This window comes from Streptosporangium sp. DT93 (genome assembly GCF_049844535.1).
Taxonomy (GTDB): Bacteria; Actinomycetota; Actinomycetes; order Streptosporangiales; family Streptosporangiaceae; genus Streptosporangium.
Genome location: NZ_JBNCLF010000001.1, coordinates 749,074 through 773,802, shown reverse-complemented (window position 1 = coordinate 773,802; position 24,729 = coordinate 749,074). Strand labels below are relative to the sequence as shown.

General features: G+C 72.7%; 25 protein-coding genes and 1 riboswitch. Of the genes, 16 read left to right on the top strand and 9 right to left on the bottom strand.

Features of this window, described 5'->3' with window-relative positions:
- Window positions 1-9 precede the first annotated feature (9 nt).
- Window positions 10-654 carry a GOLPH3/VPS74 family protein gene (locus tag ACLQ2R_RS03790; protein ID WP_425957854.1) on the bottom strand — a complete coding sequence of 215 codons (645 nt, stop codon included), beginning with the start codon at window positions 652-654 and terminating at the stop codon, window positions 10-12.
- 150 nt (window positions 655-804) lie between these two features.
- On the opposite strand from ACLQ2R_RS03790, the gene ACLQ2R_RS03785 reads away from it, so the two are divergent.
- The 4 genes from ACLQ2R_RS03785 (at window position 805) to ACLQ2R_RS03770 (ending at window position 4,244) form a co-directional block, all read left to right on the top strand.
- Complete coding sequence (locus ACLQ2R_RS03785; protein WP_425957853.1) at window positions 805-1,425, top strand: DM13 domain-containing protein; 621 nt, start codon at window positions 805-807, stop codon at window positions 1,423-1,425.
- Between the two features lie 77 nt (window positions 1,426-1,502).
- Complete coding sequence (locus tag ACLQ2R_RS03780) at window positions 1,503-2,108, top strand: TenA family protein (protein WP_425957852.1); 606 nt, start codon at window positions 1,503-1,505, stop codon at window positions 2,106-2,108.
- 208 nt (window positions 2,109-2,316) lie between these two features.
- Window positions 2,317-2,640 (top strand): rhodanese-like domain-containing protein, encoded by a 324-nt coding sequence (locus ACLQ2R_RS03775; RefSeq protein WP_425957851.1) that lies wholly within the window; start codon window positions 2,317-2,319, stop codon window positions 2,638-2,640.
- Window positions 2,641-2,737: 97 nt separating this feature from the next.
- A riboswitch (TPP riboswitch) is annotated at window positions 2,738-2,850 on the top strand.
- Window positions 2,841-4,244, top strand: a complete 1,404-nt coding sequence (locus tag ACLQ2R_RS03770) for a purine-cytosine permease family protein (RefSeq protein WP_425957849.1) — start codon at window positions 2,841-2,843, stop codon at window positions 4,242-4,244. Its footprint overlaps the riboswitch before it by 10 nt.
- Before the next feature lie 115 nt (window positions 4,245-4,359).
- On the opposite strand, the gene ACLQ2R_RS03765 is transcribed toward ACLQ2R_RS03770, so the two are convergent.
- Window positions 4,360-4,944 carry a methylated-DNA--[protein]-cysteine S-methyltransferase gene (locus ACLQ2R_RS03765; RefSeq protein WP_425957848.1) on the bottom strand — a complete coding sequence of 195 codons (585 nt, stop codon included), beginning with the start codon at window positions 4,942-4,944 and terminating at the stop codon, window positions 4,360-4,362.
- A gap of 125 nt (window positions 4,945-5,069) precedes the next feature.
- On the opposite strand from ACLQ2R_RS03765, the gene ACLQ2R_RS03760 reads away from it, so the two are divergent.
- Both ACLQ2R_RS03760 and ACLQ2R_RS03755 read left to right on the top strand, forming a co-directional pair.
- Window positions 5,070-6,941 (top strand): PAS domain S-box protein, encoded by a 1,872-nt coding sequence (locus tag ACLQ2R_RS03760; RefSeq protein WP_425957847.1) that lies wholly within the window; start codon window positions 5,070-5,072, stop codon window positions 6,939-6,941.
- 157 nt (window positions 6,942-7,098) lie between these two features.
- Window positions 7,099-7,548, top strand: a complete 450-nt coding sequence (locus ACLQ2R_RS03755) for an ATP-binding protein (protein WP_425957846.1) — start codon at window positions 7,099-7,101, stop codon at window positions 7,546-7,548.
- 189 nt (window positions 7,549-7,737) lie between these two features.
- Here ACLQ2R_RS03755 and ACLQ2R_RS03750 read toward each other — a convergent pair whose 3' ends face one another.
- From ACLQ2R_RS03750 to ACLQ2R_RS03740, 3 genes are all read right to left on the bottom strand, one after another.
- Entirely contained in the window at window positions 7,738-8,433 is a 696-nt protein-coding gene (locus tag ACLQ2R_RS03750; RefSeq protein ID WP_425957845.1) for a YidC/Oxa1 family membrane protein insertase, read from the bottom strand.
- 148 nt (window positions 8,434-8,581) lie between these two features.
- Complete coding sequence (locus tag ACLQ2R_RS03745) at window positions 8,582-8,848, bottom strand: DUF6412 domain-containing protein (protein WP_425957844.1); 267 nt, start codon at window positions 8,846-8,848, stop codon at window positions 8,582-8,584.
- A complete protein-coding gene (locus ACLQ2R_RS03740; protein ID WP_386240226.1) occupies window positions 8,845-9,012 on the bottom strand; it encodes a hypothetical protein in 168 nt (55 codons plus the stop codon). Before ACLQ2R_RS03740 ends, ACLQ2R_RS03745 begins: the two co-directional genes overlap by 4 nt.
- 241 nt (window positions 9,013-9,253) lie before the next feature.
- Between ACLQ2R_RS03740 and ACLQ2R_RS03735 the strand changes: the two genes are divergently transcribed.
- Together ACLQ2R_RS03735 and ACLQ2R_RS03730 are read left to right on the top strand one after the other, a co-directional pair.
- Entirely contained in the window at window positions 9,254-9,949 is a 696-nt protein-coding gene (locus ACLQ2R_RS03735; protein WP_425957843.1) for a response regulator transcription factor, read from the top strand.
- Window positions 9,946-11,073 (top strand): sensor histidine kinase, encoded by a 1,128-nt coding sequence (locus tag ACLQ2R_RS03730; RefSeq protein WP_425957842.1) that lies wholly within the window; start codon window positions 9,946-9,948, stop codon window positions 11,071-11,073. Before ACLQ2R_RS03735 ends, ACLQ2R_RS03730 begins: the two co-directional genes overlap by 4 nt.
- On the opposite strand, the gene ACLQ2R_RS03725 is transcribed toward ACLQ2R_RS03730, so the two are convergent.
- Entirely contained in the window at window positions 11,065-11,694 is a 630-nt protein-coding gene (locus ACLQ2R_RS03725; protein ID WP_425957841.1) for a hypothetical protein, read from the bottom strand. The two genes, ACLQ2R_RS03730 and ACLQ2R_RS03725, sit on opposite strands and share 9 nt — an antisense overlap.
- Before the next feature lie 231 nt (window positions 11,695-11,925).
- Here ACLQ2R_RS03725 and ACLQ2R_RS03720 point away from each other — a divergent pair, with 231 nt between their 5' ends.
- The 3 genes from ACLQ2R_RS03720 (at window position 11,926) to mptB (ending at window position 14,699) form a co-directional block, all read left to right on the top strand.
- Window positions 11,926-12,279 (top strand): STAS domain-containing protein, encoded by a 354-nt coding sequence (locus ACLQ2R_RS03720; protein WP_425957840.1) that lies wholly within the window; start codon window positions 11,926-11,928, stop codon window positions 12,277-12,279.
- Between the two features lie 64 nt (window positions 12,280-12,343).
- Entirely contained in the window at window positions 12,344-13,024 is a 681-nt protein-coding gene (locus ACLQ2R_RS03715) for a glycosyltransferase family 2 protein (RefSeq protein WP_425957839.1), read from the top strand.
- A 214-nt stretch (window positions 13,025-13,238) separates the two neighbouring features.
- A complete protein-coding gene (mptB, locus tag ACLQ2R_RS03710; RefSeq protein WP_425957838.1) occupies window positions 13,239-14,699 on the top strand; it encodes a polyprenol phosphomannose-dependent alpha 1,6 mannosyltransferase MptB in 1,461 nt (486 codons plus the stop codon).
- Here mptB and ACLQ2R_RS03705 read toward each other — a convergent pair.
- The gene (locus ACLQ2R_RS03705; RefSeq protein ID WP_425957837.1) at window positions 14,581-17,136 is read right to left on the bottom strand and encodes a hypothetical protein; all 2,556 of its coding nucleotides are present in this window, start codon (window positions 17,134-17,136) and stop codon (window positions 14,581-14,583) included. The two genes, mptB and ACLQ2R_RS03705, sit on opposite strands and share 119 nt — an antisense overlap.
- A gap of 65 nt (window positions 17,137-17,201) precedes the next feature.
- Between ACLQ2R_RS03705 and ACLQ2R_RS03700 the strand changes: the two genes are divergently transcribed.
- The 3 genes from ACLQ2R_RS03700 (at window position 17,202) to serS (ending at window position 21,007) form a co-directional block, all read left to right on the top strand.
- The gene (locus tag ACLQ2R_RS03700; RefSeq protein WP_425957836.1) at window positions 17,202-18,551 is read left to right on the top strand and encodes a glycosyltransferase 87 family protein; all 1,350 of its coding nucleotides are present in this window, start codon (window positions 17,202-17,204) and stop codon (window positions 18,549-18,551) included.
- A gap of 135 nt (window positions 18,552-18,686) precedes the next feature.
- Entirely contained in the window at window positions 18,687-19,607 is a 921-nt protein-coding gene (gene pheA / locus ACLQ2R_RS03695) for a prephenate dehydratase (protein WP_425957835.1), read from the top strand.
- Window positions 19,608-19,744: 137 nt separating this feature from the next.
- Entirely contained in the window at window positions 19,745-21,007 is a 1,263-nt protein-coding gene (gene serS / locus ACLQ2R_RS03690) for a serine--tRNA ligase (RefSeq protein WP_425957834.1), read from the top strand.
- 223 nt (window positions 21,008-21,230) lie between these two features.
- On the opposite strand, the gene ACLQ2R_RS03685 is transcribed toward serS, so the two are convergent.
- Window positions 21,231-21,776 (bottom strand): TetR family transcriptional regulator, encoded by a 546-nt coding sequence (locus tag ACLQ2R_RS03685; protein WP_386240238.1) that lies wholly within the window; start codon window positions 21,774-21,776, stop codon window positions 21,231-21,233.
- Window positions 21,777-21,881: 105 nt separating this feature from the next.
- Between ACLQ2R_RS03685 and ACLQ2R_RS03680 the strand changes: the two genes are divergently transcribed.
- Window positions 21,882-23,024, top strand: a complete 1,143-nt coding sequence (locus ACLQ2R_RS03680; protein WP_425957833.1) for an FAD-dependent oxidoreductase — start codon at window positions 21,882-21,884, stop codon at window positions 23,022-23,024.
- A gap of 304 nt (window positions 23,025-23,328) precedes the next feature.
- Here ACLQ2R_RS03680 and ACLQ2R_RS03675 read toward each other — a convergent pair whose 3' ends face one another.
- The gene (locus tag ACLQ2R_RS03675) at window positions 23,329-23,532 is read right to left on the bottom strand and encodes a cold-shock protein (protein ID WP_012886943.1); all 204 of its coding nucleotides are present in this window, start codon (window positions 23,530-23,532) and stop codon (window positions 23,329-23,331) included.
- 241 nt (window positions 23,533-23,773) lie between these two features.
- Here ACLQ2R_RS03675 and ACLQ2R_RS03670 point away from each other — a divergent pair, with 241 nt between their 5' ends.
- The gene (locus ACLQ2R_RS03670; RefSeq protein ID WP_425957832.1) at window positions 23,774-24,574 is read left to right on the top strand and encodes an HAD family hydrolase; all 801 of its coding nucleotides are present in this window, start codon (window positions 23,774-23,776) and stop codon (window positions 24,572-24,574) included.
- The last annotated feature ends 155 nt before the right edge of the window (window positions 24,575-24,729 follow it).

The window sequence follows — 24,729 nt, the reverse complement described above, 5'->3', positions numbered from 1 at the left end:
GAGCCGGTCTCAGCTGGTGGTGGTGACCACCGTCGCGGCGATCACGGTCGCCATCACGGCGGCGTTGACGGCGGCGATGGTGTCGGAGACCGCCTTACCGGCCCACCCGCCCTCGATGATCTCCTTGATCCGCTCCTTGCTCGCGTCAGGGAACGCCTTACGGTCGATCTTGGCCGCGTGCAGGACCGCGATCAGCACCGTGATCCGCTCGTCCGGGGTGGCGCCCGCCAGCACGTTCCGCACCCGCTCGCGGATCTCCAGCTCGACACGCGGGTCACGCTCGGGGTAGCGGGTGCCCGGGAAGATCCCCAGCGTCCTGTACCGTTCCTCGTCCAGCACGCCCCGCTCCGCCAGGCGCGTCAGCAGGCGCTTGCGGACCTTGCCGGTCTGGAGCCTCTGCACCCACCACTCGGGCTTGCGCGCCTTGGCCTCCGCGGCCATCCGCTCCAGCGGCGCGTCCAGCTCCTCGTCGCCCAGGGGAGTCGCGTCGCGGACGACGACCTTCTTGTCGGCGAGGTCGATCCGGCCGGTGACGGCGAGTTCGCCCAGCAGGGCCCCGCCGATCGCGGCGTCCAGTTCGGTGGAGCCGATGAGCTGCTTGCCGTCCTGCTCGCCGTACGCGAGCAGGAGCACTTCCTCTGCGATCGTCGTCATGGCCAGACACTACGTCGCGGGCCCGCCCCGGGCGTAAGCACTCCGTAAGCGATGGGCGCCCCCGCCGGGGATAGCGTCGGGGCGAGGCCACGGGAACGTCCCCGGCCCTCTTCCCGGGCCGAGGCCGGGGGGCTCGACGCTGGAGGTTCGATGAGGGTCAAGAGGCTGCTCCGCCACCCCGTGACGTGGGGTGTGCTGGCGATCGGCGCGGTGGCGGTCGGCGTCGCCCTCTACCTGTTCCAGCCCTGGCGGCTGTTCACCGACGTGCGGGTGGACGAGGCGCCGCCGGTCGCGGGCGCGCCGTCCACGTCCTCCACGCCGTCCATGCCCTCCACGCAGGCGACCCCGGCGGGTGACGGGGCCGGTGACAAGACGGGCGACGGGGCGGGCGACCCCACCGGGCAGGCCGAGGCCCCCACCCGGCCCAGGAGCGTGGCCAAGGGCGCGTTCGTCTCCCACGAGCACGAGACCACCGGAAAGGCGGAGGTGCTGGAGCTGGCGGACGGGAGCCGGGTCCTGCGGATCGAGGACCTGAACACCTCCGACGGCCCGGACCTGAGGGTCTGGCTGAGCGACCAGCCCGTCAAGCAGGGCAAGGCGGGCTGGTTCAACCTGGACGACGGTGAGCATGTGGAACTGGGCGAGCTGAAGGGGAACCGGGGCAACGCCAACTACCCCATCCCGGCCAAGGCCGACCTCGGCGAGCTCACGACCGTGACCGTCTGGTGCAAGCGCTTCAGCGTCTCCTTCGGCGCCGCGGCCCTGAGATGACCGGGGGCCTCCCCGGCCCCCGGCCCCCGGCCCCTTTTTGGTGCCGTCACACGCCCGCCTGGCACAATGCCCGGACTATGAGCGTTTCCGAGGAACTGCACGTGATCGGCCGTCCACTCGTCGAGGCGCAGCTGACCCACCCGACGGTGGCGGGCATCGCACGGGGAGACCTGCCGGAACGCGTGTTCCGGTCCTGGCTGGAGCAGGACCACCTCTTCCTGCTCGACTACGTCCGCGTCTTCTCCCGGCTGGCGTGGCAGGCTCCCGACGGGCATCTGGGCGACCTCGTGGACCTGGCCCACGCCACCTTCCACGAGGAGCTGAACCTGCACCGGTCCCTGTCGGCCGCGTTCGGCGCGGACCTCGACGGGGCGGCGAAGGGGCCGGCCTGCGCCGCCTACACGACCTTCCTGCTCGACTCCGCCGCGGTCTACTCCGACGGCCTGGCCGCGCTCTACCCCTGCATGTGGGGCTACTCCACGCTCGGCGGGCTGCTGGCCGAGGACCCGCCCGAGGAGCCGCGCTACCGGGCGTGGGTCGACACCTACGCCGACCCGGGTTTCGCCGAGCTGACCGGCCGGATCGCGGTGATGATCGACGAGGCGGCACCGGACCCGGACCGGGCACGGCGGTTGTTCACCGAGGGAATGACCCACGAGCTGGCCTTCTGGGACGTGCCCTGATTTTTCGGTACGAGCTGTGGTTCGTGCGAGTTGGTGTCTTCGGGGCGCCGGATGGCGGCTCGCGCGCGTTCGTCCTTCGTGGGGGAGATCGAGGGATGAGGGCGGCTCGTGACGGTCCGTCCCGGCTCTGGAAAAGATCGAAAGTCCAGATCAGGGCGTCCGAGTGGCTTTGCGCCCCGTCCACCGGAGGAGTTGGAACAATGGGCGCATGAATGTTCCTGAGGTAGAGGTGCGGGACGTGCCGGATGACGCGTTCCTGCTCGACGTACGTGAGAACGAGGAGTGGCGGGCCGGGCACGCGCCGGAGGCCGTCCACATCCCGATGGGGGAGCTGCGTTCCCGGGTCGGTGAGGTGCCCAGGGACGCCCCCGTGTACGTGGTCTGCCGGGTCGGAGGCCGTTCGGCGAGCGTCACCGCCTGGCTCAACCACGGTGGCTGGAACGCGATCAACGTCGGCGGGGGCATGCAGTCCTGGGACGTCGCCGGGCGCCCGATGGTCGCCGACGGCGGTCGGGACCCGTTCGTCGCCTGAGCCGACCTGACCGTCGTCCCGGTAGACCCGGCGCTGGCTGAATCCGGGCGGATGGTGCATCATGAGGGCGCGAGCTGGGGGGATCCCGGCTTCGCGTACCACCCGACGCGGGAGCTTGGGGCAACCAGGCTGAGAGGGCAGCTACCGCTGCTGCCGACCGCATGAACCTGTCCGGGTAATGCCGGCGTAGGGAGCATGTGATGGCCTCTGCCGTCGACTCGACGAATTCCACGAATTCCACGAATTCCGCGAATTCCGCGACCCCCGGGGCGGCCGAGGCCCCCCTGACCCTCGACGAGGCCCCGCCCCGGGCGCTCGGGGTGCTCGACCAGGGCGCGCTCTGGGCCAACCTGGGCGTCAGCCTGCTCGGCTTCTCCGGCGCGATCGCGCTGATCAACCCGCTCGGCGACCGGCCGCTGAGCTTCGTGGCCGCGATCGTGGCCGCGGTGGTCGGCAGCCTCGTCGGCACCGCCATGGTCGGCCTGGCCGCCATCCCGGGGCAGCGGACCGGCGCCCCGGCGATGGTGCTGCTGCGCGGGCTGTTCGGGGCCAGGCTCTCCTACCTGCCGACCGTGCTGAACATCGTCCAGATGGTCGGCTGGGGCGCCTTCGAGCTGTGGGTCATCGCCCAGGGCGCGCAGGCCATCGCCGGGTCCTTCGGGTTCGAGGTGCCCTACCCGGTCTGGGTGGTCGTCGCCGGGGTGATCACCACCGCGCTGACCATCCGGCCGCTGGGAGCGGTCCGGCTGCTGCGCAGGTACGTCACCGTCGCCGTGGTGATCTCGATGATCTGGTTCCTGGTCGCCCTGTTCCAGCGTGCCCCGGCGATCGGCGGCGGGTCGTGGGAGGCGTTCGCCCCCGCGGTCGACTACGTGATCGCGCTGTCGATCTCCTGGGTGCCGGTCGCGGCGGACTTCGCCCGGTTCTCCCGGTCGGGCAGGGCCTCCTTCGCCGGCGTCGTCGGCGGCTACACGATCGCCCAGGTGGCCTGCCTGGTGCTGGGCATCGCGGCGCTCGCGCTGGTGGGCAACAACAGCGACAGGATCTGGGAGCCCTTCGTGGCCGCGGCGCTCGGCCCGCTGTTCCTCGGCGTCCTGGTGCTGCGCGAGACCGACCAGTCGTTCGTGAACGTCTACTCCACCGCGACCTCGCTGCAGAACCTGCTGCCCCGGCTGGACCGCAGGATCATCTCCGTCGTCGTCGGCGTGCTGGTCACGCTGCTCGCGATCTTCGTCGAGGCGGACAGGTACACCAGTTTCCTCGGCATCATCGGGGCGGTCTTCGTCCCGATGTTCGCGGTGCTCGTGGTGGACTACTTCCTGCTCGGCGGCGCCGCGCGCTGGGACACCTCCGCCACCGCGCCCTCGCGCGGCGTCATGGTCGTCCCCTGGGTGCTCGGCTTCGCGGCCTGGTGGATGCTCACCGCGCTGCCGGCCGCCCCCGAGCTGGCCTGGTGGACGTCGTTCTGGAACGGTGCCCGCGAACTGGCCGGGTTCACCCGTCAGCCGTGGATGAGCGCGTCCGTCGGCGCGTTCCTGGTCGCGGCCCTGGTCACGCTGGCCCTCGGAGCGCTCCGGCGCCGCCCCGGGCAGGCGGGGACCTGACGGCCCGAGCCGTGGCCGTAGGACCTGAGTCCGTGACCGTACGGACCCGGCGGGAACTCGGCGGGGGCGGGCGGGGGGTGCGGCAGAACGGACGAGGGGCGCGGCGGGCGGGGACCTACAGGAGGCCCGGCCCGCGGCTGGCGCCGGTGGACTCGATGTGCAGCAGCCGCTCCTTGGCGGCCGGGCCGCCGGCGTACCCGCCGAGCACCCCTTCGCTCTCGACCACCCGGTGGCAGGGCACGATGACGCAGACCGGGTTGCTGCCCAGCGCGTTGCCCACCGCGCGCAGCGCCCGGGGCCTGCCGATCCGCTCGGCGATCTCGCGGTAGGTGGTCACCGTCCCGTACGGCACCGCGAGCATCATCTGCAGCACGGTCCTGGAGAACTGGGTGGCCAGGCGCAGGTCGACCGGTGTCGTGAAGGCGCGGAGCCGGGCGGAGAAGTAGGCGTCCAGCTCCCGGCGGACCGGGTCGAGGCGGCGGGCGTCCGCTCCGATGAAGGTGCCGACCTCGCGGCTGACCCGTTCGAAGATCACGTTCTCGTCCTCGTAGCTGCAGGCCACCACACCCCGGGCCGTCACGGCCAGGGTCAGCCGCCCCAGCGGCCCGTCGAGCGTGCCGAACGCGATGTCGGGATGACTCGTCCCGACGTAGTCGGGCGAGGTCACCCGTAGCAATGCATCGATGTCGCCGGATGACATGGCCCCACCCTTTCGTGTTCAGGTGTGTGGTGACCGCAGAGTATCGGACGGATCGCCCGCCCACCGGCAACACGTGCGGGCCGAAAGTGCCAAGATCGGATCGGCCGGGACGGCACTATGGGTGAGTGGTGGACTACAGGGCCGGTATCGAGGGGGGCGTCGGCCGCGAGGTCGTGGCCGCCGCGCCCAACGCGATCGTCGCCGTCGACCGTGAGCAGACGGTCCTGGCGTGGAATCCCGCGGCCGAGCGGCTGTTCGGCTGGCCGTCCGCGGAGATGGTCGGCCGCCGGGCGCCGGTGGTGCCCGAGGAGCTGACCGCCGAGCACAACGCGGTCCTGGAGAAGGTCAGGACCGGCGGCCGGGTGTCACTGCGGACCAGGCGCTTCCGCCGCGACGGAAGCCTGCTCGACGTGCGGGTCGACACCGGCGCGCTCCGCGCGCCGGACGGCACCCACACGGGGTACGTCAGCGTCTACCACCTGGCCCAGGACGACGAGAGCGCCGACGACCGCAACGCGCGCCGCGGCCGGCTGGTGCGCAGGCTCACCGACGTGGTCGCCGACATCAACGCCGAGCTGGAGCTGCCCGCGGTGCTCGACCGGATCGCGGCCAGTCTCGCCGAGCTGACCGGGGCCGACGCGGGCGGGTTCGTGCTCATCGAGGGCGACCGGCTCCGCCTGGTGGCCCGGCACAACCTCCCCGACTCGCTGCGCGACTCCACCGCCGACCTGCGCACCAGCCTGGTCGGCCGCCTGCTGCGCGAGGGCAGGACCGTCATGCTGGAGACCGGCGACCAGGGCCGGCTGGACGAGCTGATCTGGTCGCGACTGCCCGGCCTGCACACCATCGCGCTCGGCCTCGCCTCCACGGGCGGGCGGCCGTACGGCGCGCTGTACGCGCTGTTCGCCAAGCGCAAGGCGGGCCACCTGGAGCTGGAGCTGCTGGAGCTGCTGGCCGGTCACGCGGGCATCGCCGTGGGCAACGCCATGGCCTACCAGGAGGCCCTGCGGCAGCGCGCCCACGAGCGGGCGGTCTTCGACGCCAGCGCCGACGGCATCGCGGTCCTCGACGACCTGGGACGGGTCGTCCGGTGGAACCCCGCCGCGGGCGAGCTGACCGGCTTCGGCGCCGCCGAGGTCGTCGGCGGCCCGCCCCCGTTCCGGCTGCCCGCGCCGGGGGAGAAGCTCACCATCCAGCTTCCCTCGGGCACCTGGCTGGACGTGCTCTGCGCGGAGATCGTGGAGACGGGCGAGATCGTGCTCGACTTCCGCGACGTCACCCGCGCGAAGGAGCTGGAGGAGGCGAAAGACCTCTTCCTGGCGACCACCAGCCACGAGCTGCGCACCCCGATCACCGTGGTCCGGGGCTTCGCCGCCACGCTCGACGCGCGCTGGGACGGCATGACCGACGACGAGCGCCGCTCCGCCGTGCACACCATCGCCGAGCGGTCCCGTTCCCTCGGCCAGCTCATGGACCACCTGCTGCTGGGCGCGCGGGCCGGCGCGGGCGAGCTCACCCTGCGGATCGAGAGCTTCGACCTGGCCGCGTCGGTACGGGCCGCCACGCTGGGGCTGCCGGGCCTGTCCGACCTGCACCGGGTGGAGGTCGACGTCCCCCGCGACCTGCCCGCGGTCTCCGGGGACCCGCTGGCCACCGACATCCTGCTGGGCCAGCTTCTGGAGAACGCCTTCAAGTACTCCCCCGACGGCGGCCTGATCAGGGTCGAGGCCTGGGCCGAGGGCGGGTGCGTGGTGCTGGTGGTGGACGACGAGGGCGTGGGCATCGCGGACGCCAGCCGGGAGAGGGTCTTCGAGCGTTTCGTGCAGGCCGACAGCGGCGACCGCCGCAGGTTCGGCGGGGTCGGCCTCGGCCTGTACATCGTGCGCAGTCTCGCGCGGGCCCAGGGAGGAGAGGTCTCCGCTCATTCCCGGCCCTTGGGAGGAACCCGGATGAGGCTCGCCCTTCGTATCGCCGACACGCCCGGCGCCCATACCTGATCGACACGCCGGAGCGGTAACGAGACCGTAACGGATGTGCTGATCTATTGTCGAATGTGCACAAGCTGTAGTTGACACTCGGTTTCCATGGCTGCGTAACGGGGCATTTCGGTCGTACTGGGGTGAGTTCCTCAGGGGGGATCAGGGATACGGGGAGGTGAGTGCGTCGAGCGTCGTGTTGTTGCCGTATGCACCGTCCAGCGTCGCTGTCGCACGTCAACGCCTCTGCTCTGACCTGCAGGAACGGGGCGTGTACGAAGCCGCTGTGGAGGACGCGGTACTGGTGGTCAGCGAACTGCTGAGCAATGCGCTGCGTCACGCGCACCCGTTGCCGTCGGGGCAGATCAGGGTGTCATGGGAATGGAACGAGGAACACGTCGAGGTCGCGGTGAGTGACGGCGGCGCGGCCACCGAACCGAGGGCCGGACGCCCGACGCTCTCCTCCCTGGGGGGACGGGGCCTCGGAATCGTCGAGTATCTGGCCTCCACATGGGGGGTCAGGCACGAGGGGGAGGTGACCACGGTGTGGGCGGTGGTCGCGGTGGTCGACACGGCCGGTAACGGCTGCGTCCCCACTCCCGAGCCCGCGCTCAGAGAGTGCGGCTGACCCTTCACGCAATTCGCCCACGTGGTCTCCGTCCCGTCCCACCTGTCATGGGACGGGACGGAACCCCCTCCGGGCCGCCGGCTCACGGCCCCCCTTCCGGGATGCCGGATCACGGAACTTCCCTCCCGGGTTGCCGAGTCACGGGACCCTTTCCCGGGCCGCCGGGTCCCGGCCGCCGACAGCCGCCGCTCAGCCGGCGACGGGCACGGGGCGGTGGAGCAGCGCCCGCTCCCCGGCCGTCCAGGCGGTGCTGACCAGCAGGTACACCCCGGCCGCGAGCGGCAGCACCGCCGCGACCAGGACGGTCCCGTACGGCAGCAGCGGCATCACCCGGCGCAGTACGGCGGGCTGGACGTCCGGGCTCATCGTGCGGCGCATCCGCCGCGAGGCGACCCACGCCACCGCCAGGAGCAGCACGAAGAGCCCGGCGAAGACCAGGACCGGGCCGCTGATCAGCCCGAATCCGGCCACCGTACCGGCGAACTGCTGCCCGAGCGGCACCCCGAGGAGCCCGTGGGTCAGCAACGCGTTGGCGTGCCCGGCGATCGTCGAGGAGGCGAAGACCTGGTAGGCGACCATCATGAAGGGCGCCTGCGCCAGGGACGGGAGGCATCCCGCCAGCGGCGAGGTGCCCTCCTTGGCGTAGAGGGCGGACAGCTCCCTGCGGAGCCGCTCGGGGTCGCGCCCGTGGCGCTTCCTGAGTCGCTCCACCTGAGGCGCGAGACGGGTCCTGGCCCGTTCCCCCCTGGCCTGCATGACGCTCAGCGGCAGCAGCAGGAGGCGGACGAGGACGGTGAACACGACGATCGCCGCCGCGGTGGAGCCGAGAGGCTCGGCGAGTGCGGCGATCAGGCCGGCGGTGAACCCGAGAACGGGGTCGAACATGAGGGGGCCCTTCTGAGCTGGAGTGGAGACGGCACAGAAGGCGCCCGCGAACCGCGGGGATCTTTCCGGTACGCGTACGTGCCGCGCCGACGGGCGCGCTCACGGCGCGGTGCCCGCACGGGATCAGGCCCGTACGGAAAGAAGGGGGTTACGCGGGCGCCGGGCCCGCCGAGGGCGCCCGGGGCCGTGACCTGCCGGCCGCGTCGGGGTCGCGCTGCCGGACGAACATCGTCCGCCTGGCCCGGTCGCGCTCGGGCCGCGACGACCGCGGCCCCGCGCCGGAGAAGACGGGTGCCGGGCGCAGCGCCCAGGCGAGCAGGAGCACACCCAGCCCGACCACGGCGGCCGCGGCGGGCATGCCGCCTCCGTCGAACATCCAGACGATCAGCGTCTGGAGCGTGAGCAGCAGGTTCACCCCTTGGACCTTGCCACCATCGTGACCAGGGCGACCACCACGAAGGCCACCACGGCCAGCACGAGCACGAACTTCAGCAGCCCGAACAGGGCGGGCAGCAAGAGCCCGAACACCACGTAGAGCCCGAGCAGGACGCCCAGCACCGCCATCACGATACGACTCATGCACTCCACCGTACGTCGGGCTGCCGGGCCGCGGGGGTCTTGATCATAACGATCGGGTGCGCGGGGCCCGACGACCGAGCGCACGTGGAGCGACGATCGTGCGCGGGTGGAGCGGCGGCCGTGTGCGCGTGGACCGACGACCGACACGCGCGGATCGGCGACCGATACGCGTGGACCGGCGGGTGGGTGCGCGTGGACCGGTGACGGGCCGAGGGGCCCGGCGGGCCTACCGTGGTGACCCATGAGCGCGCGGATTCTGGTGGTCGACGACGATCCGATGGTGGCCGAGGTCGTGGCCCGGTACCTGGAACGTGACGGTCACACGGTCGAATGCGTCGGCGACGGCGCCGAGGCGCTCAGGCGCGCGCTGGCGGACCCTCCCGACCTGATGGTGCTCGACCTGATGCTCCCCAGGATGGACGGCCTGCAGGTGTGCAGGAAGCTCAGGGAGCGCTGGCCGGTCCCGGTGATCATGCTGACCGCGCTGGGCGAGGAGATGGACCGGGTCGTCGGCCTGGAGACCGGCGCCGACGACTACGTCACCAAACCCTTCAGCCCCCGGGAGCTGGCCCTGCGCGTGCAGTCCGTGCTGCGCCGGGCCCGCGGCGCCTCGCTGCCGACCGGCACCGGGGTGCTCAGGGACGGCGACCTGACCGTCGACGTCGGCGCCCACGAGGTGAGGTTCCGGGGGGAGGAGGTCATGCTGACCGCCCGCGAGTTCGACCTGCTGGCCCACCTGATGCGCAACCCCCGCCAGGCCTTCAGCCGTTCGGCCCTGCTCGACCAGGTCTGGGGCTGGTCCTTCGGCGACTCCTCCACGGTGACCGTCCACGTCCGCCGCCTCCGCGAGAAGATCGAGCCCGACCCCACGGTCCCGCGGCGGATCGTCACCGTCTGGGGCGTCGGCTACCGCTACGAGCCGCTGGCGGAGTCATGATCAACGAGATGACGGCGATCGTCGCGGTCACCGCCGGGCTCGGCCTGCTGGTCGCGGTGGCGGGGCTGGGCGCGATGTGGCTGCTGCGCGAACGGTCGATCGGCGTGATGCTCGCGGTGGTCGCGGTGGTGACCGTCGTGGCGACCCTGGGCGGCGTGGTCGCCATCACCCTGAAGATGATCATCGAGGGTACGCCGAGGGACATCGTGCTCAGCGTGGTCGCGGTGGGCGGCCTGGTCGGGCTGGGCGTCGCGACCGTGCTGGCCCGGCGGGTCGTGGCGGCCAGCCGCAGTCTGGTCGACGCGGTGCACGCCGTACCGGCCTCGGGGGAGTTCACACCGCCCCGCGGCCTGCCCGCCGAGCTCGGCACGATCGCCGAGAGCCTGGACCGCGCCTACCGGCGGCTGCGCCTGGCCGGCGAGCGCGAGCGTGCCCTGGAGAGCGCCCGCCGCGAGCTCGTCACCTGGGTCAGCCACGACCTGCGCACTCCCCTGGCGGGCATGCGGGCCATGGCCGAGGCCCTGGAGGACGGCGTGGTCTCCGACTCCGGCACCGTCGTCCGCTACCACCGGCAGATCCGCCTGGAGGTGGACCGGTTGTCGGGCATGGTGGACGACCTGTTCGAGCTGTCCCGGATCCACGCAGGCACGCTGCGCCTGTCACGCGCCCGCATCGGCCTCGGCGACCTGGTCGCCGACGCCCTGGCCGGGGTGGAGGAGCTGGCACGGGCCAAGGGGGTACGGCTGACCGGCGAGGTCGACCCGGTGATCCCGGTCCAGGCCGACGCGGCCGAACTCTCCCGGGCGCTGCGCAACCTGGTCGTCAACGCGATCAGGCACACACCCGGCGACGGCACCGTCGTGGTCCGGGCCTCGGCCGGGGACGACACCGCCCGCCTGTCGGTCGCCGACGGCTGCGGCGGCATCCCCGCGGACGACCTGCCCCGCGTCTTCGACGTCGCCTTCCGCGGCGAGGCGGCCCGCACCCCCACCGCCGACGGTGCCGGGGCGGGCCTCGGCCTGGCGATCGCGCGCGGCATCGTCGAGGCCCACGGGGGGACGATCGGCGTCGTCAACTCCGGCCCCGGCTGCCGCTTCGAGATCGACCTGCCGCTCTCAGCCTGAACCGCCGCCGGGGCCTTCGGGGCCTCCGGCGTCTCCGGCGTTCCGCGAACTCCCGGGGCCCGGCGCGGAACCGGACCCGTTCGCGGAGCCGGGCCCCGGCCCGAGATCGAGGCCGCCCGCGGCGCCGGAGCCGTTGGAGGCCGGCGCCGGGGTGACCTCACCGTCCGGCCGTACGGAGACCATGAGGGTCATCTGCGCGCACTCGCCGTCGGTGTCCGGCTCGACGTACTGGAAGGAGGTCAGCCTCCGGGTGGTGCCCAGGGACTCCACCATCGCGCGGAACGTCGGGCACGGCCACCGCCACATGCAGCTGCGGCACCGCAGGATCGGATGCGCGGCGTCGCTGGTGATGCCGCCCGCGTCGCGCGGCTGGTGCAGGTCGAGCAGCCGGACGCCGAGCGTGGCGAAGTCGAGGAGCTCCTCGCGTGCCCCTTCGAGGAAGTCGAGGTCCTCGATCGACAGACGTGTCCTGATCGGGACGTGCCCCTCGTGGTTGACCAGGCTCCGCAGCGAGCTCGCCGCGTCGCGCCACGAGGTGGCCTTGCCGGTGCGCGTGATCATGGACTCCAGGTGCTCCTGGAGCCGTTGCCGCTGGAGATCCTCGGGTAGGTCGGTGTTCATGGGTGGTTCGAGCCCGTTTCTCGTGACTCAACGGCCACCGCTGCGGTAGCGCAGCGGCGATCGGGGGAGGTGTCGGGTCCCCTCCCTGCTTCCGGCCAAGCCGGTGTCGCACAGTGTCAAGCTTCGCGCACTCAGGGTTTCCGTGTGGCTGAAACGGGGGACAAAGGGCGGACGACTCGGGTTGTTCAAGAGAACGTGACCTGCGGCTCTCGCGCCGCTAGTGTGCCCGCTGTGGAGCTAAAAGTCTCAAGTCGATCTCATGCCGGGCACACCGTCGTGACCATCGTCGGCGAAATCGACCTATATACCGCGCCGCGCCTGCAGGCCGAGTTCACCCGGCTGCTTGAGCAGAACCAGACCATGCTCGTGGTCCTCGACATGTCCGCCGTGGAGTTCTGCGACTCCACCGGCATGAACGTGCTGCTCTCGGCGCTCAAGCGGCTGCGCGAGCGCGGCGGCACGCTGGAGGTGGCGGCTCCCAGGCCGGCCGTGCGTAAGATCCTTCAGGTCACCGGACTCGACTCGGTCTTCGTCGTGCACGAGACCATGCCGGAGAAGCTGCTGAGTTCCGAATCCCAAGGATGAGACGCGCCCCCCGAGCCCGGGACCGGGGCCCGGGGCGCGGGACCCTGAACGCTGGAGGTGCTCGATGACCGGCACGGCGGCGATCATCCCCGCCAAGGACGAGGCCGACCGGATCGGGGCCACCGTGGCCGCGGCCCTGGCACTGCCCGGCGTCGATCTCGTCGTGGTCGTGGACGACGGCTCGGCCGACCGGACGGGGCTGATCGCCAAGGCCGCCGGAGCCCGTGTCGTACGGCACGGCCACAACCGGGGCAAGGCCGCCGCGATGGAGAGCGGCGCCGAGGCCGTCCGCCTGCTCGACGGCCCCGCCCCCCGGCACCTGCTCTTCCTCGACGCCGACCTGGGGGAGACCGCCCGTACGGCCGCGCCGCTGATCGAACCGGTCGCCTCGGGTGAGGCCGACATGACGATCGCCGTCTTCGTCACCCGGGTGAGGCTCGGCGGGCACGGATTCGTGGTGCGGCTGGCCCGCCAGGGTGTCGAGCGCGCCACCGGCTGGGCGCCGTCCCAGCCGCTCAACGGCCAGCGCTGCCTGACCAGGGCGGCCTTCGACGCGGCCCGGCCGCTGGCCAGGGGCTTCGGCGTGGAGACGGGGCTCACGATCGACCTGCTGCGCAAGGGGTTCCGCGTGCGCGAGGTGCAGGTGGAGATGGCCCACCGGGCGACCGGCACCGACTGGCGGGCGCAGGTCCACCGGGCCAGGCAGTTCCGCGACGTCGCCCGCGCGCTGCTGGCCCGCCGCTGACCCTCTCCCACGGGCGTCGCCCGGCTTTTCCCGCAGGCATCGCCGACCCTCTCCCGCAGGCGTCGGCGACCTACCCCCGGATCCTCTCGCCCAGGCATTACCGGCCTGCCACGGGCCCTCTCCCGCAGGCGTCACAGGTCCTTCTCCGGTGCGCTCCCCCCGCCTGGGGACGGCGGCGGGCCGGACACCGGCGAGGATGTGGTGGAATTTGCCGGTGACCCGGGACGCGTCGGCCGTCGACGAGAGGCGGAGTCCCGCCGGTGACGTGCCGCGCGGGCCGGCCGTCGTCGCCTTCGGAGCCCTGGCGCTCTCGGCGGCGATCACGGTGCTCATCGGGCTGCTGGGCCCGTCCGCGATGGTGCCGGGACTGCCCGGCCCCTCCTGGCACCCCCCGTACGCGCTGGACGCCCGTCCCGGCGCCCACCTGGTCATCGCCCTGGGTCTCGCCGCGATCGTCCTGGGAGGGCTCGGCCTGGCCGGCGCCCTCCGGTCGGCGTGGAGCCCGCCCGCGCGCCTGCTGCTCGTGGCCGGCTGCGCCGTGGCGGGCCTGATCGCCTTCCTGCCGCCCTCCGGGTCGGCCGACCACCTCAACTACGCCGCCTACGGCCGCCTGGTCACGCTCGGCCAGGACCCCTACGCGATCACCCCCGCGGCCCTGCCCGGCGACCCGGTCACCGGAGCGGTCGAGGAGTGGGCCGGGGTGACCAGCGTCTACGGGCCGGTGGCCACGGCCGTGCAGGCGCTGGCGAGCCTGGTGGGCGGCGACTCGGTCAGGCTGACCGTCTTCGTGATGGCCGCCGTCAACGCGGCGGCGTTCATCGGCACGGCGCTGCTGCTGCACCGCTTCGCGGCCGGGGACGAGCGCCTGCGGCGGCGCGCGGCGCTGCTCTGGGCGGCCAACCCGCTGCTGATCTACCACCTCGCGGCCGGGATGCACGTCGACACCCTCGCCATCGCCTGCATGGTCGCCGCGCTCGCGGTGCGCGGGGCCGCCTCCGGGCTGCTGCTCGGGGTCGGCATCGGGATCAAGCTCAACGCGGGGCTGGTCGCGCTCGGCCCGGCCTGGGAGCTGCGCCGCTCACCCGGCCGGCTCGCCGTGGTGGCCGGGACCGCGACGGCGACCGTGCTGGCCGTCTACGCCGTCGCCGGGCCGCACGTGCTCGACCAGGTGAGCGCCGCGAGCAGGAAGGTCTCCCTGGCCACCCCCTGGCACCTGGTCAAGGCCGGCCTCCAGGACGTGTTCGGACCGGGCGCGTACTCGGCCTGGATCCAGGCCGGCTCCCTGGCCCTGATGGTCTGCCTGGCCTGGCTGCTGCTGCGGACCATGCCCTCCGACGGCGCGCCCGCGGTCGCCGCGGCGGTGGTCGTCGCCTGGCTCTTCGCCGCCCCGTACGCGCTGCCCTGGTACGACGGACTGGCCTTCGCGCTGCTGGCGATGGTCTCCTGGCCGGCGCTGGAGGGGTTCATGGTGGCCAGGATCACGGTGCTCTCGCTGGGCTACCTCCCGGCCAGGGAGGCGCTGCGGCCCGAGGACCTGCTGTGGATGAAGACCCTGCTCAGGGAGCGGGTGGTGCCGTGGACGCTGCTGGCCGTGACGGCCGCTCTGGCGTACCGGGCGATGAGGGACGCACGACGCGCACGCAGGCGGACAGCGTCAGCGGCACCGCGACCGTGAGCGCCATCGCCGGGATCGCGATGCCCGAGTCGTTCATCAGGAACCCAACCAGCGCGCAGGCCAGCGCGCCGATCAGCCCGGCGCGCAGCGCGGGCGCCCGCGCGTAGGCCCGTCCCAGGGCCGAGGCCCCCCACCGCGACGGGCGGTCCAGCACCAGGAACAGGAACGCCAGCGCGACCAGGGTGAGCAGCGTCAGCGACCAGTTGCCGACCGTGACCCCGACCATCGCCGAGAACTTGCGCCCGACCACGGTCCACGCCTGCCCGTCCAGCACCTGCTGGACGAAGGCGCCCAGGTGGGTACGGCTCGCCGGGGGCCTGGTCCAGTCGGCCACCGCGATGGCGGCGACCAGCAGGACGCCCGCCAGGCCGGCCAGGCCCAGGCGGACCGGTGAGAGCCGCCCGCCGGCCAGCAGGATCAGGAAGACCACGACCCCCACCATGAACGCCGGGACCCCGCCGAAGTCGGCGCCCCAGGCCGGCCATCCGTCGGCGAACACCGCGAGTCCCCCGTACGCCGCGCAGACCGCGAGCGCGAGGGCGCGCCTGCCGCGCGAGAGCAGCCACTGGCCGATCCCGGCCAGCGCCAGGATCGTCCCGGCCGAGTAGACCGCGAAGGCGATGTTGCCGAAGCCGTAGAAGCGCCCGCCGGTGACCGGCTCGTAGCCGGTGACCGCGTTCACCTGGAGCGCCGAGCCGGTCATCACGTCGGCCAGCAGCGTCACCGAGGTGACGCCGGCGACGACGGTGAGCGGGCCCAGCGGATACGCCCGCCAGGGCCGGGCGAACGCCACCGCGGTGATCGCGCAGGCGAACCCGAGGATCGTCGCGATCACCGAGACCATCGGGGCGGGCAGCGTCCACCACGGGACGAGCTGCGCCAGGAAGGTGGAGACAGGGACGGCCCCGCTGACCACGGCCACGACCTGGACGGCCCTCAGGGCACGCACCCCGCCCCGGCCGCGCCGGATCGCGAGGGCGGCCAGCAGGTAGAACAGGATCTGCACCGCCACGAGCACCGCGAAGAAGGGCGCCCGTACCGTGACGAGCACCTGGCTCGCCAGGTCGTCGTCGGCCAGCTTCCCCGCCGTCGCCGCGACCCGTTCCCCGCCCGGCCCGGCGCCCTGCCAGGCGCGGCCCACGACCCCGTCGGGGACGGGCAGGCCCAGCAGGCCGATCACGGTGGCGGTCAGGTCGGTGTTGGTGACCAGGCCGTCCTGGCGGGTGGAGGCCGCGGTGAGGTACCCGCGGGGGTACGGCGCGCCGCCGGGGGACGGGCCGTGGGCAATGGCCACGTGCAGGTGCGGCGCGGGCGAGGCGTCGGCCAGACCGGCGACCAGGACCGTGGTGCCCGCGGGGCCGGTGCCGTCCGTGCCGTCGGTGCCCGGCCGGGGCAGGCGGGCGAGGACCTCGCCCACCACGCGGTCGGCCCCGGCGACCGCCTTCCGCCTGGTCCGGTCCGTCATCGCGGCGGGAATCGCGTCCGGTGCCCCTCCCGAGAGGGTGCCGGGAGGGCTCGCGGAGGGGATGCCCGAGGGGCTTACGGAGGGGTCGCCGGATGGGGTGCCCGAGCTCGCGGAGGGGGTTCCCGAGGAGGCGTCCGAAGGAGTGCCGGAGGGGCTGCCCGGGGGGTTCACGGGGGGAGCGGCCGCCGGGGACCCGCCGATCCAGGCCCGGGTGAGGTCACCGGCCTCCACCACGATCAGCCCGTACGGGGAGAGGTCGCCGAGTCCCGCCACGTCGTCCGCGTACCGCGTGACCCTTCCCGAGTCGTCGGCGGCGCCGAGGGCGGCTCCCGGCCCGGCCGCGGCCACCTTCAGGCCCGCGTCCGCCGCGAGCCGTCCCAGCCGCCCGGGGACCGCCCGGAAGGCCGTGGTGGCGTTGAAGGCGGACAGGCCGGCCCAGCCCGGCACGCTCGCCCCGCCGTCCGGCGCCATCCGCGGCGCGGGCGGGACGGCGCAGCCGGCGCCGGGAGCCCCGGCCCGCTGGCCGGCCGAGACGGTCAGCCAGCCCGCCACCGGGCAGGTGATCGCCCGCTCCGGAGGCGGGACGGTCCGGGTGGACATGGACGCGGAGGCGCCCTCGCCGGCGAGCCGCCACAGGTTCGGGGTCCGGGTCGCGTCCAGGTCGCTCCAGAGCAGCCCCGGCACCCCGATGATCACGACCCGTCCGGGGAGGGCCCTGGACGCCGAGGCGGCCTCGGCGGCACCGGCGCCGCCGAGCACCGGGAACGCCAGGAGCGCGCAGACGAGGACGAGCAGCGGGGCGAGCGGCGAGGTGATCGACCGCGCGAACGGGACGAGTGGCCGGGCGGAGGGCGGGGCGAGCGGCGCCGAGGGCGGCCGGGCGGGCGGCGGGGCGAGCGGCAGGACGGGCGGCCGGGCGCCGGGCCCCGTTCCGGGGCGCGCGGGCCCGTGATCGTTCCGCGTCGAAACCATCGGGTTCCCCCTGTCCGTACCCGCCGGGCGGCCGTTTTTCCGGCCCCACGGTAACCTGCCTGGTCGTGAGGATCGACGAGGCCACCGCGACCGGACGGAGTCCGTGGACGCGATGGCCGCCCTGCCTGCTCGCGATGCTGCCCGCGCTGCTGCTCGTCGCCGCGGGGGTGGCCCCGCTGGTGCTGCACTGGCTGGGCAACGTGGACGACCAGCGCCTGGTCGACCTGGATGTGTACCGTACCGGCGGAGAGGCCGTGCTGCGGGGGCGGCCCGTCTACGACTTCGTGACGCCCGCGCCGCAGCTGCTGCCGTTCACCTACCCGCCGGTGGCCGCGCTGCTGGCCACGCCCCTGGCGGCGATCTCGTGGCCGGCGGCGCAGTGGGCGTGGACCGCGCTGATCTTCCTGACCCTCGCGGTCACCGTGTGGCTCTCCTTCCGCGCCGCGTTCGACCGGATCACCGCCCCCGCCGGGCCGGGCCGGGCCGATCCCGGCGGCCGGAGCCGTTCCGGCGGCACGGACGGCCGGGGCGGGTGGCGCGTCCTGGACCGCCTGCGGGTGCCGCTGCTGTTCGCCGCCCTGATGATCCTCTGTACGTACCTGATGCCGATCAGGGACCAGGTGCGCTTCGGCCAGGTGGACATCCTGCTCGTCGCGCTCTGCCTGGCCGACTGCGTGGTACGGCGGCCGGTGTGGCCCCGCGGCCTGCTGATCGGCCTGGCCACCGCGGTCAAGCTCACCCCGGGCGTCTTCCTGGTCTACCTGCTCGTCGTCTGCCTGGGGCCGGGCGCGAGGCGCGAGGGGCGAGAGGCCTTCCTGACGGCCTCGCTCACCGCCGGGCTGCTGACGCTGCTGCCGTTCCTGGTGATCCCGGAGGACGCCGCCGACTTCTGGTTCCGCGCGCTGCTCGATCCCGAGCGGCTCGGCGCCAACGCCGCGACCACCAACCAGTCGATGCGCGGCATGCTGATCCGGCTCTACCTGCCCGACACGCCGACGACCCTGCTGTGGATCGCGCTGGTCGCCGTGGTCGCCTGGTACGGCTTCCGGTACGCCCGCAGGGCGCTGCTCGACGGCCACCCGGTGGCCGGGACGGCCCTGGTCGGGCTGATGGCCGTGCTGCTCTCGCCGGTCGCCTGGATCCACCACCTGGCCTGGGTGGTCGTGGTGATCGGCGCGCTGGCCGGTGACGGCCGCGACCCGGTCAGGGTCAGGGCGGCCACCGGGGTCTGGCTCTACTACGTGCTGCCGATCCCCTGGTGGGGGGTGACGATCAAGGCGGCGGAGATCCCGGTGCTCAGCCCGGTCCTGGGCAAGATCGTGCAGAACGGGTTCGGCCTGGGCGCGCTGGCCCTGGTCTGGCTGCTCGGGGTATGGCTGCCCGCACGGAGAGAGGCCTTCCTGACCGCCCCCTGAGTGGAGGCGCCCGTGAGAGGGGCCATTCCGTGAGACGGATCGGCCACATCGCGAGACGGGTCGTACGGCGGGGTGAAAGGTCCGGGTGTGTAATCCCGCGCGCTTTTTTCGACAGGTCCCGGTTAACCTGAGGACATGCCGAAACTCGCTTACCTGGGACCGAAGGGGACCTTCACCGAGGAGGCCCTGCGCATCCTGGCGCCCGGGGCCGAGCGCCTGCCGAGCCCGAACGTCCCCGCGGCCCTGGAGGCCGTCCGGCGCGGCCAGGCCGACGGAGCCGTCGTCCCCCTGGAGAACTCGCTCGAGGGCGCCATCACCACGACCCTGGACGAGCTCGCCCGGGGTGAGTCGTTGCTGATCACCGCGGAGCTGCTGCTGCCCGTCGAGTTCTCGCTCCTGGCGCGTCCCGGCACCGGGATCGGCCACATCAAGAGGGTCTTCACCCACCCCGCGGCCATCACCCAGTGCCGCAACTTCATCGCCCGCGAGCTGCCCGACGCGGTGGTGGTCGCCGCGCCGTCGACCGCCGCGGCGGCGCAGGAGGTCGCGCTCCCCGGATCGCCGTACGACGCGGCCATCGCCGCGCGTATCGCCGGCGAGCACTACGGGCTGGTCGAACTCGCCGGCGGGATCGGCGACCGTACCGACACCGTGACCCGGTTCGTCCAGGTCTCGCGCCCCGGGCCGCTGCCCGAGCCGACCGGCGCGGACCGGACGTCCCTGGTCGCCTTCCTGGCCGACGATCATCCGGGCGCGCTGCTGGAGATGATGACCGAGTTCTCCGTGCGTGGCGTCAACCTGTCCCGCATCGAGTCGCGCCCGACCGGCGACGGCATCGGCCGGTATTTCTTCCATTTCGACTTCGAGGGGCACGTCGCCGACGCCCGCGTCGGTGAGGCCGTCTCCGGCCTGCACCGGATCTGCTCCCGGGTCAGGTTCCTGGGCAGCTACCCGCGCGCCGACGCCCTGTCCACGCAGATCAAGCCCGGCACCGAGGACGAGGCCTTCGCCGAGGCCGCGGGCTGGCTGGACGGGATCCGCACCGGCCAGGTCTGACGCGGAGCCGTCCCGGGTTCGATCCACGGCCGATCCGGTCCGGTCGCCGCCGTTCCGCGCCGCCCTCGCCGGTCCCGGCACGGCGCCCGGATCAATCCGGGCGCGAAGCGCGGCCGTCCATCGGTAGCCTTATGCGTGTGATTGACCTGCGTACCCTTCGTGAGGATCCCGACCGGCTACGGGCGTCGCAGCGTGCCCGCGGTGAGGACGACTCTGTCGTCGCGACGCTGCTCGACCTCGACGAGCGCCGCCGTGGCGCGCTGAGCCGCTTCGAGACGCTCCGCGCCGAGCAGAAGACCGTCGGCAAGTCCGTCTCCCGCGCCTCCGGGGAGGAGAAGACGGCCCTGCTGGAGCGGGCGAAGGATCTCTCCTCGCAGGTCAAGTCGGCCGAGGCCGAGGCCGAGAAGCTCGGCGCCGAGCTCGACGGGCTGCTCTACACGGTGCCGAACCTGGTCGAGGAGGGCGCTCCGGAGGGCGGCGAGGACGACTACGTCGTTCTGGAGGAGGTCGGCGAGAAGCCGTCCTTCGACTTCGAGCTCAAGGACCACCTGGCGCTGGGCGAGCGGCTCGGCGCGATCGACATGGAGCGCGGCGCCAAGGTCTCGGGATCGCGGTTCTTCTTCCTGAGGGGCGTCGGAGCCAGGCTCCAGCTCGGGCTGCTCAACATGGCCATGCAGCAGGCGATCGAGGCGGGCTTCGTCCCGATGATCACGCCGGTGCTGGTCAAGCCGGAGTCGATGAAGGGCACCGGCTTCCTCGGGGCCCACGCCTCGGAGGTCTACCACCTGGCCGACGACGACCTGTTCCTGGTCGGCACGAGCGAGGTGCCGATGGCGGCCTACCACGCCGACGAGATCCTGGACGGTTCCGCGCTGCCGTACCGCTACGCGGGATGGTCCTCGTGCTTCCGCCGCGAGGCCGGGTCGTACGGCAAGGACACCCGGGGCATCATCCGGGTCCACCAGTTCGACAAGGTGGAGATGTTCTCCTACGCCCGTCCCGAGGACGCCTACGCCGAGCACCGGCGCATGCTCGACTGGGAGAAGGAGATGCTGGCCAAGGTCGAGCTGCCCTACCGCGTGATCGACACCGCCGCCGGAGACCTCGGGACGTCGGCCGCGCGGAAGTTCGACTGCGAGGCGTGGCTGCCCAGCCAGAACCGCTACCTCGAACTCACCTCGACCTCCAACTGCACCGACTTCCAGGCCCGGCGCCTCGGCGTCCGGTTCCGCGACGCGGGAGGCAAGCCCCAGCACGTGGCCACCCTGAACGGCACGCTGGCCACCACCCGGTGGATCGTCGCGATCCTGGAGAACCACCAGCAGGCGGACGGCTCGGTCGTGCTCCCCAAGGCGCTGCGCCCCTACGTCGGCCTCGACGTCCTCGAACCCGTGAAGTAACCCCTTCGAGGCGCACCAGCTCGTCACGAGGACCCCGCCGCCCACGGCGGGGTCCTCGCGCGTTCACCCCGCCTCCCGCGTCTCCTCCGCCGTCCGTCCCGGGACCGCTGGGACGCTCCATGAGGGGTGGACCCGCCGCGCCGTGGCCCGGTTCCGGCGCGGTCGCTCTCGTGACCGGAATCGTGTCCGAGGAAAGCCCCGGATCGCCTCGCGCTCTTCGAGGTCACCCCGTGAGGTAGCGCTGCAGGGTCGGGCCGAGCCAGTCGACGATCTCCTGGCGGGACATCCCGGCCACCGGCGGCAGCCGCAGGACGTAGCGGCACAGGGCCATGCCGAGGACCTGCGTGGCGGCGAGCCCGGCCCGCAGGGGGGCCTCGGCAGGGTCGGCGACGAGCCGGGCGGCCAGGGAGCCGAGCTGGGCGGCGAAGATGCCGCGCATGCGCTCGGCGACGGCCTCGTCGGTGACGCCGGTGCGGAGCAGGATCATCATGCCCTCGTCCTCCTCCCACCGGTCGAGGAAGTGGGTGATGAGCGCCTCGCCCACGGTGTGGCGGGGGAGCGCCGCCAGGTCGGGGAACCGGAGGTCGACGTCGGCGGCGGCGGCGAAGAGGCCGTCCTTGTTGCCGTAGTAGCGCATGACCATGGACGGGTCGATGTCCGCGTCCGCGGCGATGGCCCGGATGGTCGCGCGCTGGTAGCCGTCCGAGGCGAAGCGCTCGCGCGCCGCGGCCAGGATCGCGGCCTTGGTGTCCTCCGAGGTTCTCCGCACGCCGTCGACTGTAGGCCAACACGTGTTGACATCGCCAGCCGGGAGGCGCACAGTTATGCCAACGCCTGTTGACCAACAAGCGTTGGCATCAGTTAGGAGAACGACATGCTCCCCGCCACCACGGACGTCCTGGTCGTCGGCGCGGGCCCGACCGGCCTGGCCGCCGCCGCCTGCCTCGCCGCCCAGGGGATCGACGTGACCGTCGTCGACGACCAGGCGGCCGGTGACAACACCTCCCGCGCCGCCGTCGTCCACGCCAGGACGCTGGAGGTCCTGGAGGGCATCGGCGTCTCCGGGCGGCTGACCGCCCTGGGCATCCACGCGCCGCGCTTCACCATCAGGGACCGCGACAGGACGCTCGTACCGGTCGAGTTCGGCGGGCTCCCGACCCGCTACCCGTACACGCTGATGATCTCCCAGGCCGTCACCGAGCGGATCCTGCTGGAGCGCCTGGTCGAGCTGGGCGGACGCGTCGCCAGGCCGTACCGGCTGGAGGGCCTCGTCCAGGACGGCGGCGGGGTGACCGCGACGCTGTCCGGCGGCGAGGTGGTCACCGCGAGGTACCTGGTCGGCGCGGACGGCATGCGCAGCACGGTCCGCGAGCGGGTGGGGATCGCCTTCGAGGGCGGCGAGCTGCGGGAGTCGTTCAGCCTGGCCGACGTGCGGCTCACCGGGGGCGTCCCCCGCGACGAGGTGGTGCTGTACTTCTCCCCCGCCGGGCTGGTCGTGGTCGCGCCCCTGCCCGACGGCACCCACCGGATCGTCTCCACGGTCGACGAGGCGCCCGAGCACCCCGACGTCGCCTTCGTGCAGGACCTGCTGGACACCCGGGGGCCGAGGAGGGAGCGGGCCGTGGTCGGCGAGGTCGTCTGGGGGTCGCGCTTCCGGGTGCACCACCGCGTGGCCCGCACCTTCCGCTCCGGACGGGTCCTGCTGGCCGGCGACGCCGCGCACGTGCACAGCCCCGCGGGAGGGCAGGGGATGAACACCGGCCTCCAGGACGCCGTCGCGCTCGCGGAGGCGCTCACCGCGGCCCTCAAGGGCGAACAGGAGGCACTGGACCGCTACGTCGCCGCCCGCCGTCCCGTCGCCCTGCGGGTTCTCACCTTCACCGGCCTGCTGTCCCGGCTGGCCAACATGAACAGGCGCGTGCGGCCGTTCAGGAACCTCGTCCTGCGCACCCTGGCGCTCAGTCCCGCCTTCCGCCGCCAGGTCGCCCGGCGGCTCGCCGGACTGGTCCGCGGATGAGAAATCTCACCTGAAGGTGATATCGCCGGACCGTGTCGGCGGGTGATTCTCACCTATGAGTGAGACCCGTTCGAAGGCGAGGTCCGGGTGCCGTTAAGGGCCCTCGTACGCCCCGACCTGCCACGAAGTCCTTCGCGACGCGCGCCGGGCGCCGGGACCAATCAAGAAACCGTGCAACAAAGGCGATGTATGGCACGTTCCACGTCGTCCTGAACACGAAACCGTCCCGGCACCCGGGACATGAAGAAGGCGGGGTCCGCGTGAAACGGACCCCGCCTTCCGGTTCAACCAAGAGGTCTATGCGTCAGACGGCGCGGACCTGCGAGGCCTGCGGGCCCTTCTGGCCCTGGGTGATCTCGAACTCGACCCGCTGGCCGTCTTCGAGGCTACGGTAGCCGTTGCCCTGGATCTCGGAGAAGTGCACGAAGACATCCGGTGCACCGCCGTCCGGTGCGATGAAGCCGAAGCCCTTTTCAGCATTGAACCACTTGACGGTTCCCTGAGCCATTAAAGCTCTCCCTCAGGATTTGAAACTTCGGGATTCACACCTCATGAACCCCATGTGTCGTACAGCGGGCCCCGGGTGGTTCAGTAAAACTGGTTTTCACAACGGGATTCAGCTAATACAACGCCATCACAGCTAACACTATCCGGCCGGGCCGTGTTCCCGCCATGAGGAAGGAAGATTCATCGGAAGGGATCCCCGGGGCCGACAGGTCACCCCATCACAGTGCAGACTGGGACGTGTTATGCAAAACCCCAGGCTGGTCGCCACCGACCTCGACGGCACCGCCCTGCGTTCGGACGGCACCGTCTCCCCCCGCACGGCCGCCGCTTTTTCGCTCGTGGAGAACGCCGGCGCCACCCTCGTCTTCGTGACCGGCAGGCCGCCCCGCTGGATGCACACGGTCGCGGGAGCCGTACGGCACCGCGGGCTGGCCATCTGCGCCAACGGGGCCCTCGTCTACGACCTGCACACCGAGCGCATCGTCGAGTCCCACCTCATCGACCCCGAGGTCCTCGAGGAGGTCGTCCGGCGGCTCCGCGAGAAGGTGCCCGACCTCGCCTTCTCCGTGGAGTACGAGGGAGGCTTCGCCCACGAGTCGGACTTCCGGCTCGGGGGCTGGGACAGCAGGGCGGTCGCCGGGCTGCGGGTCGGCACGACAACGCTCACCTCGCGCCCCTGCGCCAAGCTGCTGGCCCTGCACCCCCGGATGGACCCGGACATCCTCCAGGCCGCGGTCCGCGGCCTGGTCGGCGACCTGGTCACCCCCACGCACTCCAGCGGGCGGGCGCTGATCGAGATGAGCGCGTACGGCGTGACGAAGGCCTCGGCGCTGGCCCACCTCGCGACGACCCGCGACATCGGGCCGCACGAGGTGATCGCCTTCGGCGACATGCCCAACGATCTTCCGATGCTCCGCTGGGCCGGCACGTCCTACGCCGTCGCCAACGCCCACCCCGAGGTGCTGGCACTGGTCGACCACGTGACCGCGACCAACAACGACGACGGGGTCGCCGAGGTGCTGGAGAAGCTCTACGGAGCGTGACCGGCCCGCCGGGCGGGTCCCATCGGGCAGTGACCCCGGCCATGAAAGGCCGTACCGGATGATGGCAGACCGCGACGGGCGTATCCGGTGCGCCGGTCACGATGGACCGCGACCCGGGCCGTGCCGACCGGCCCGGTGACGGCGCCACAGGTGTC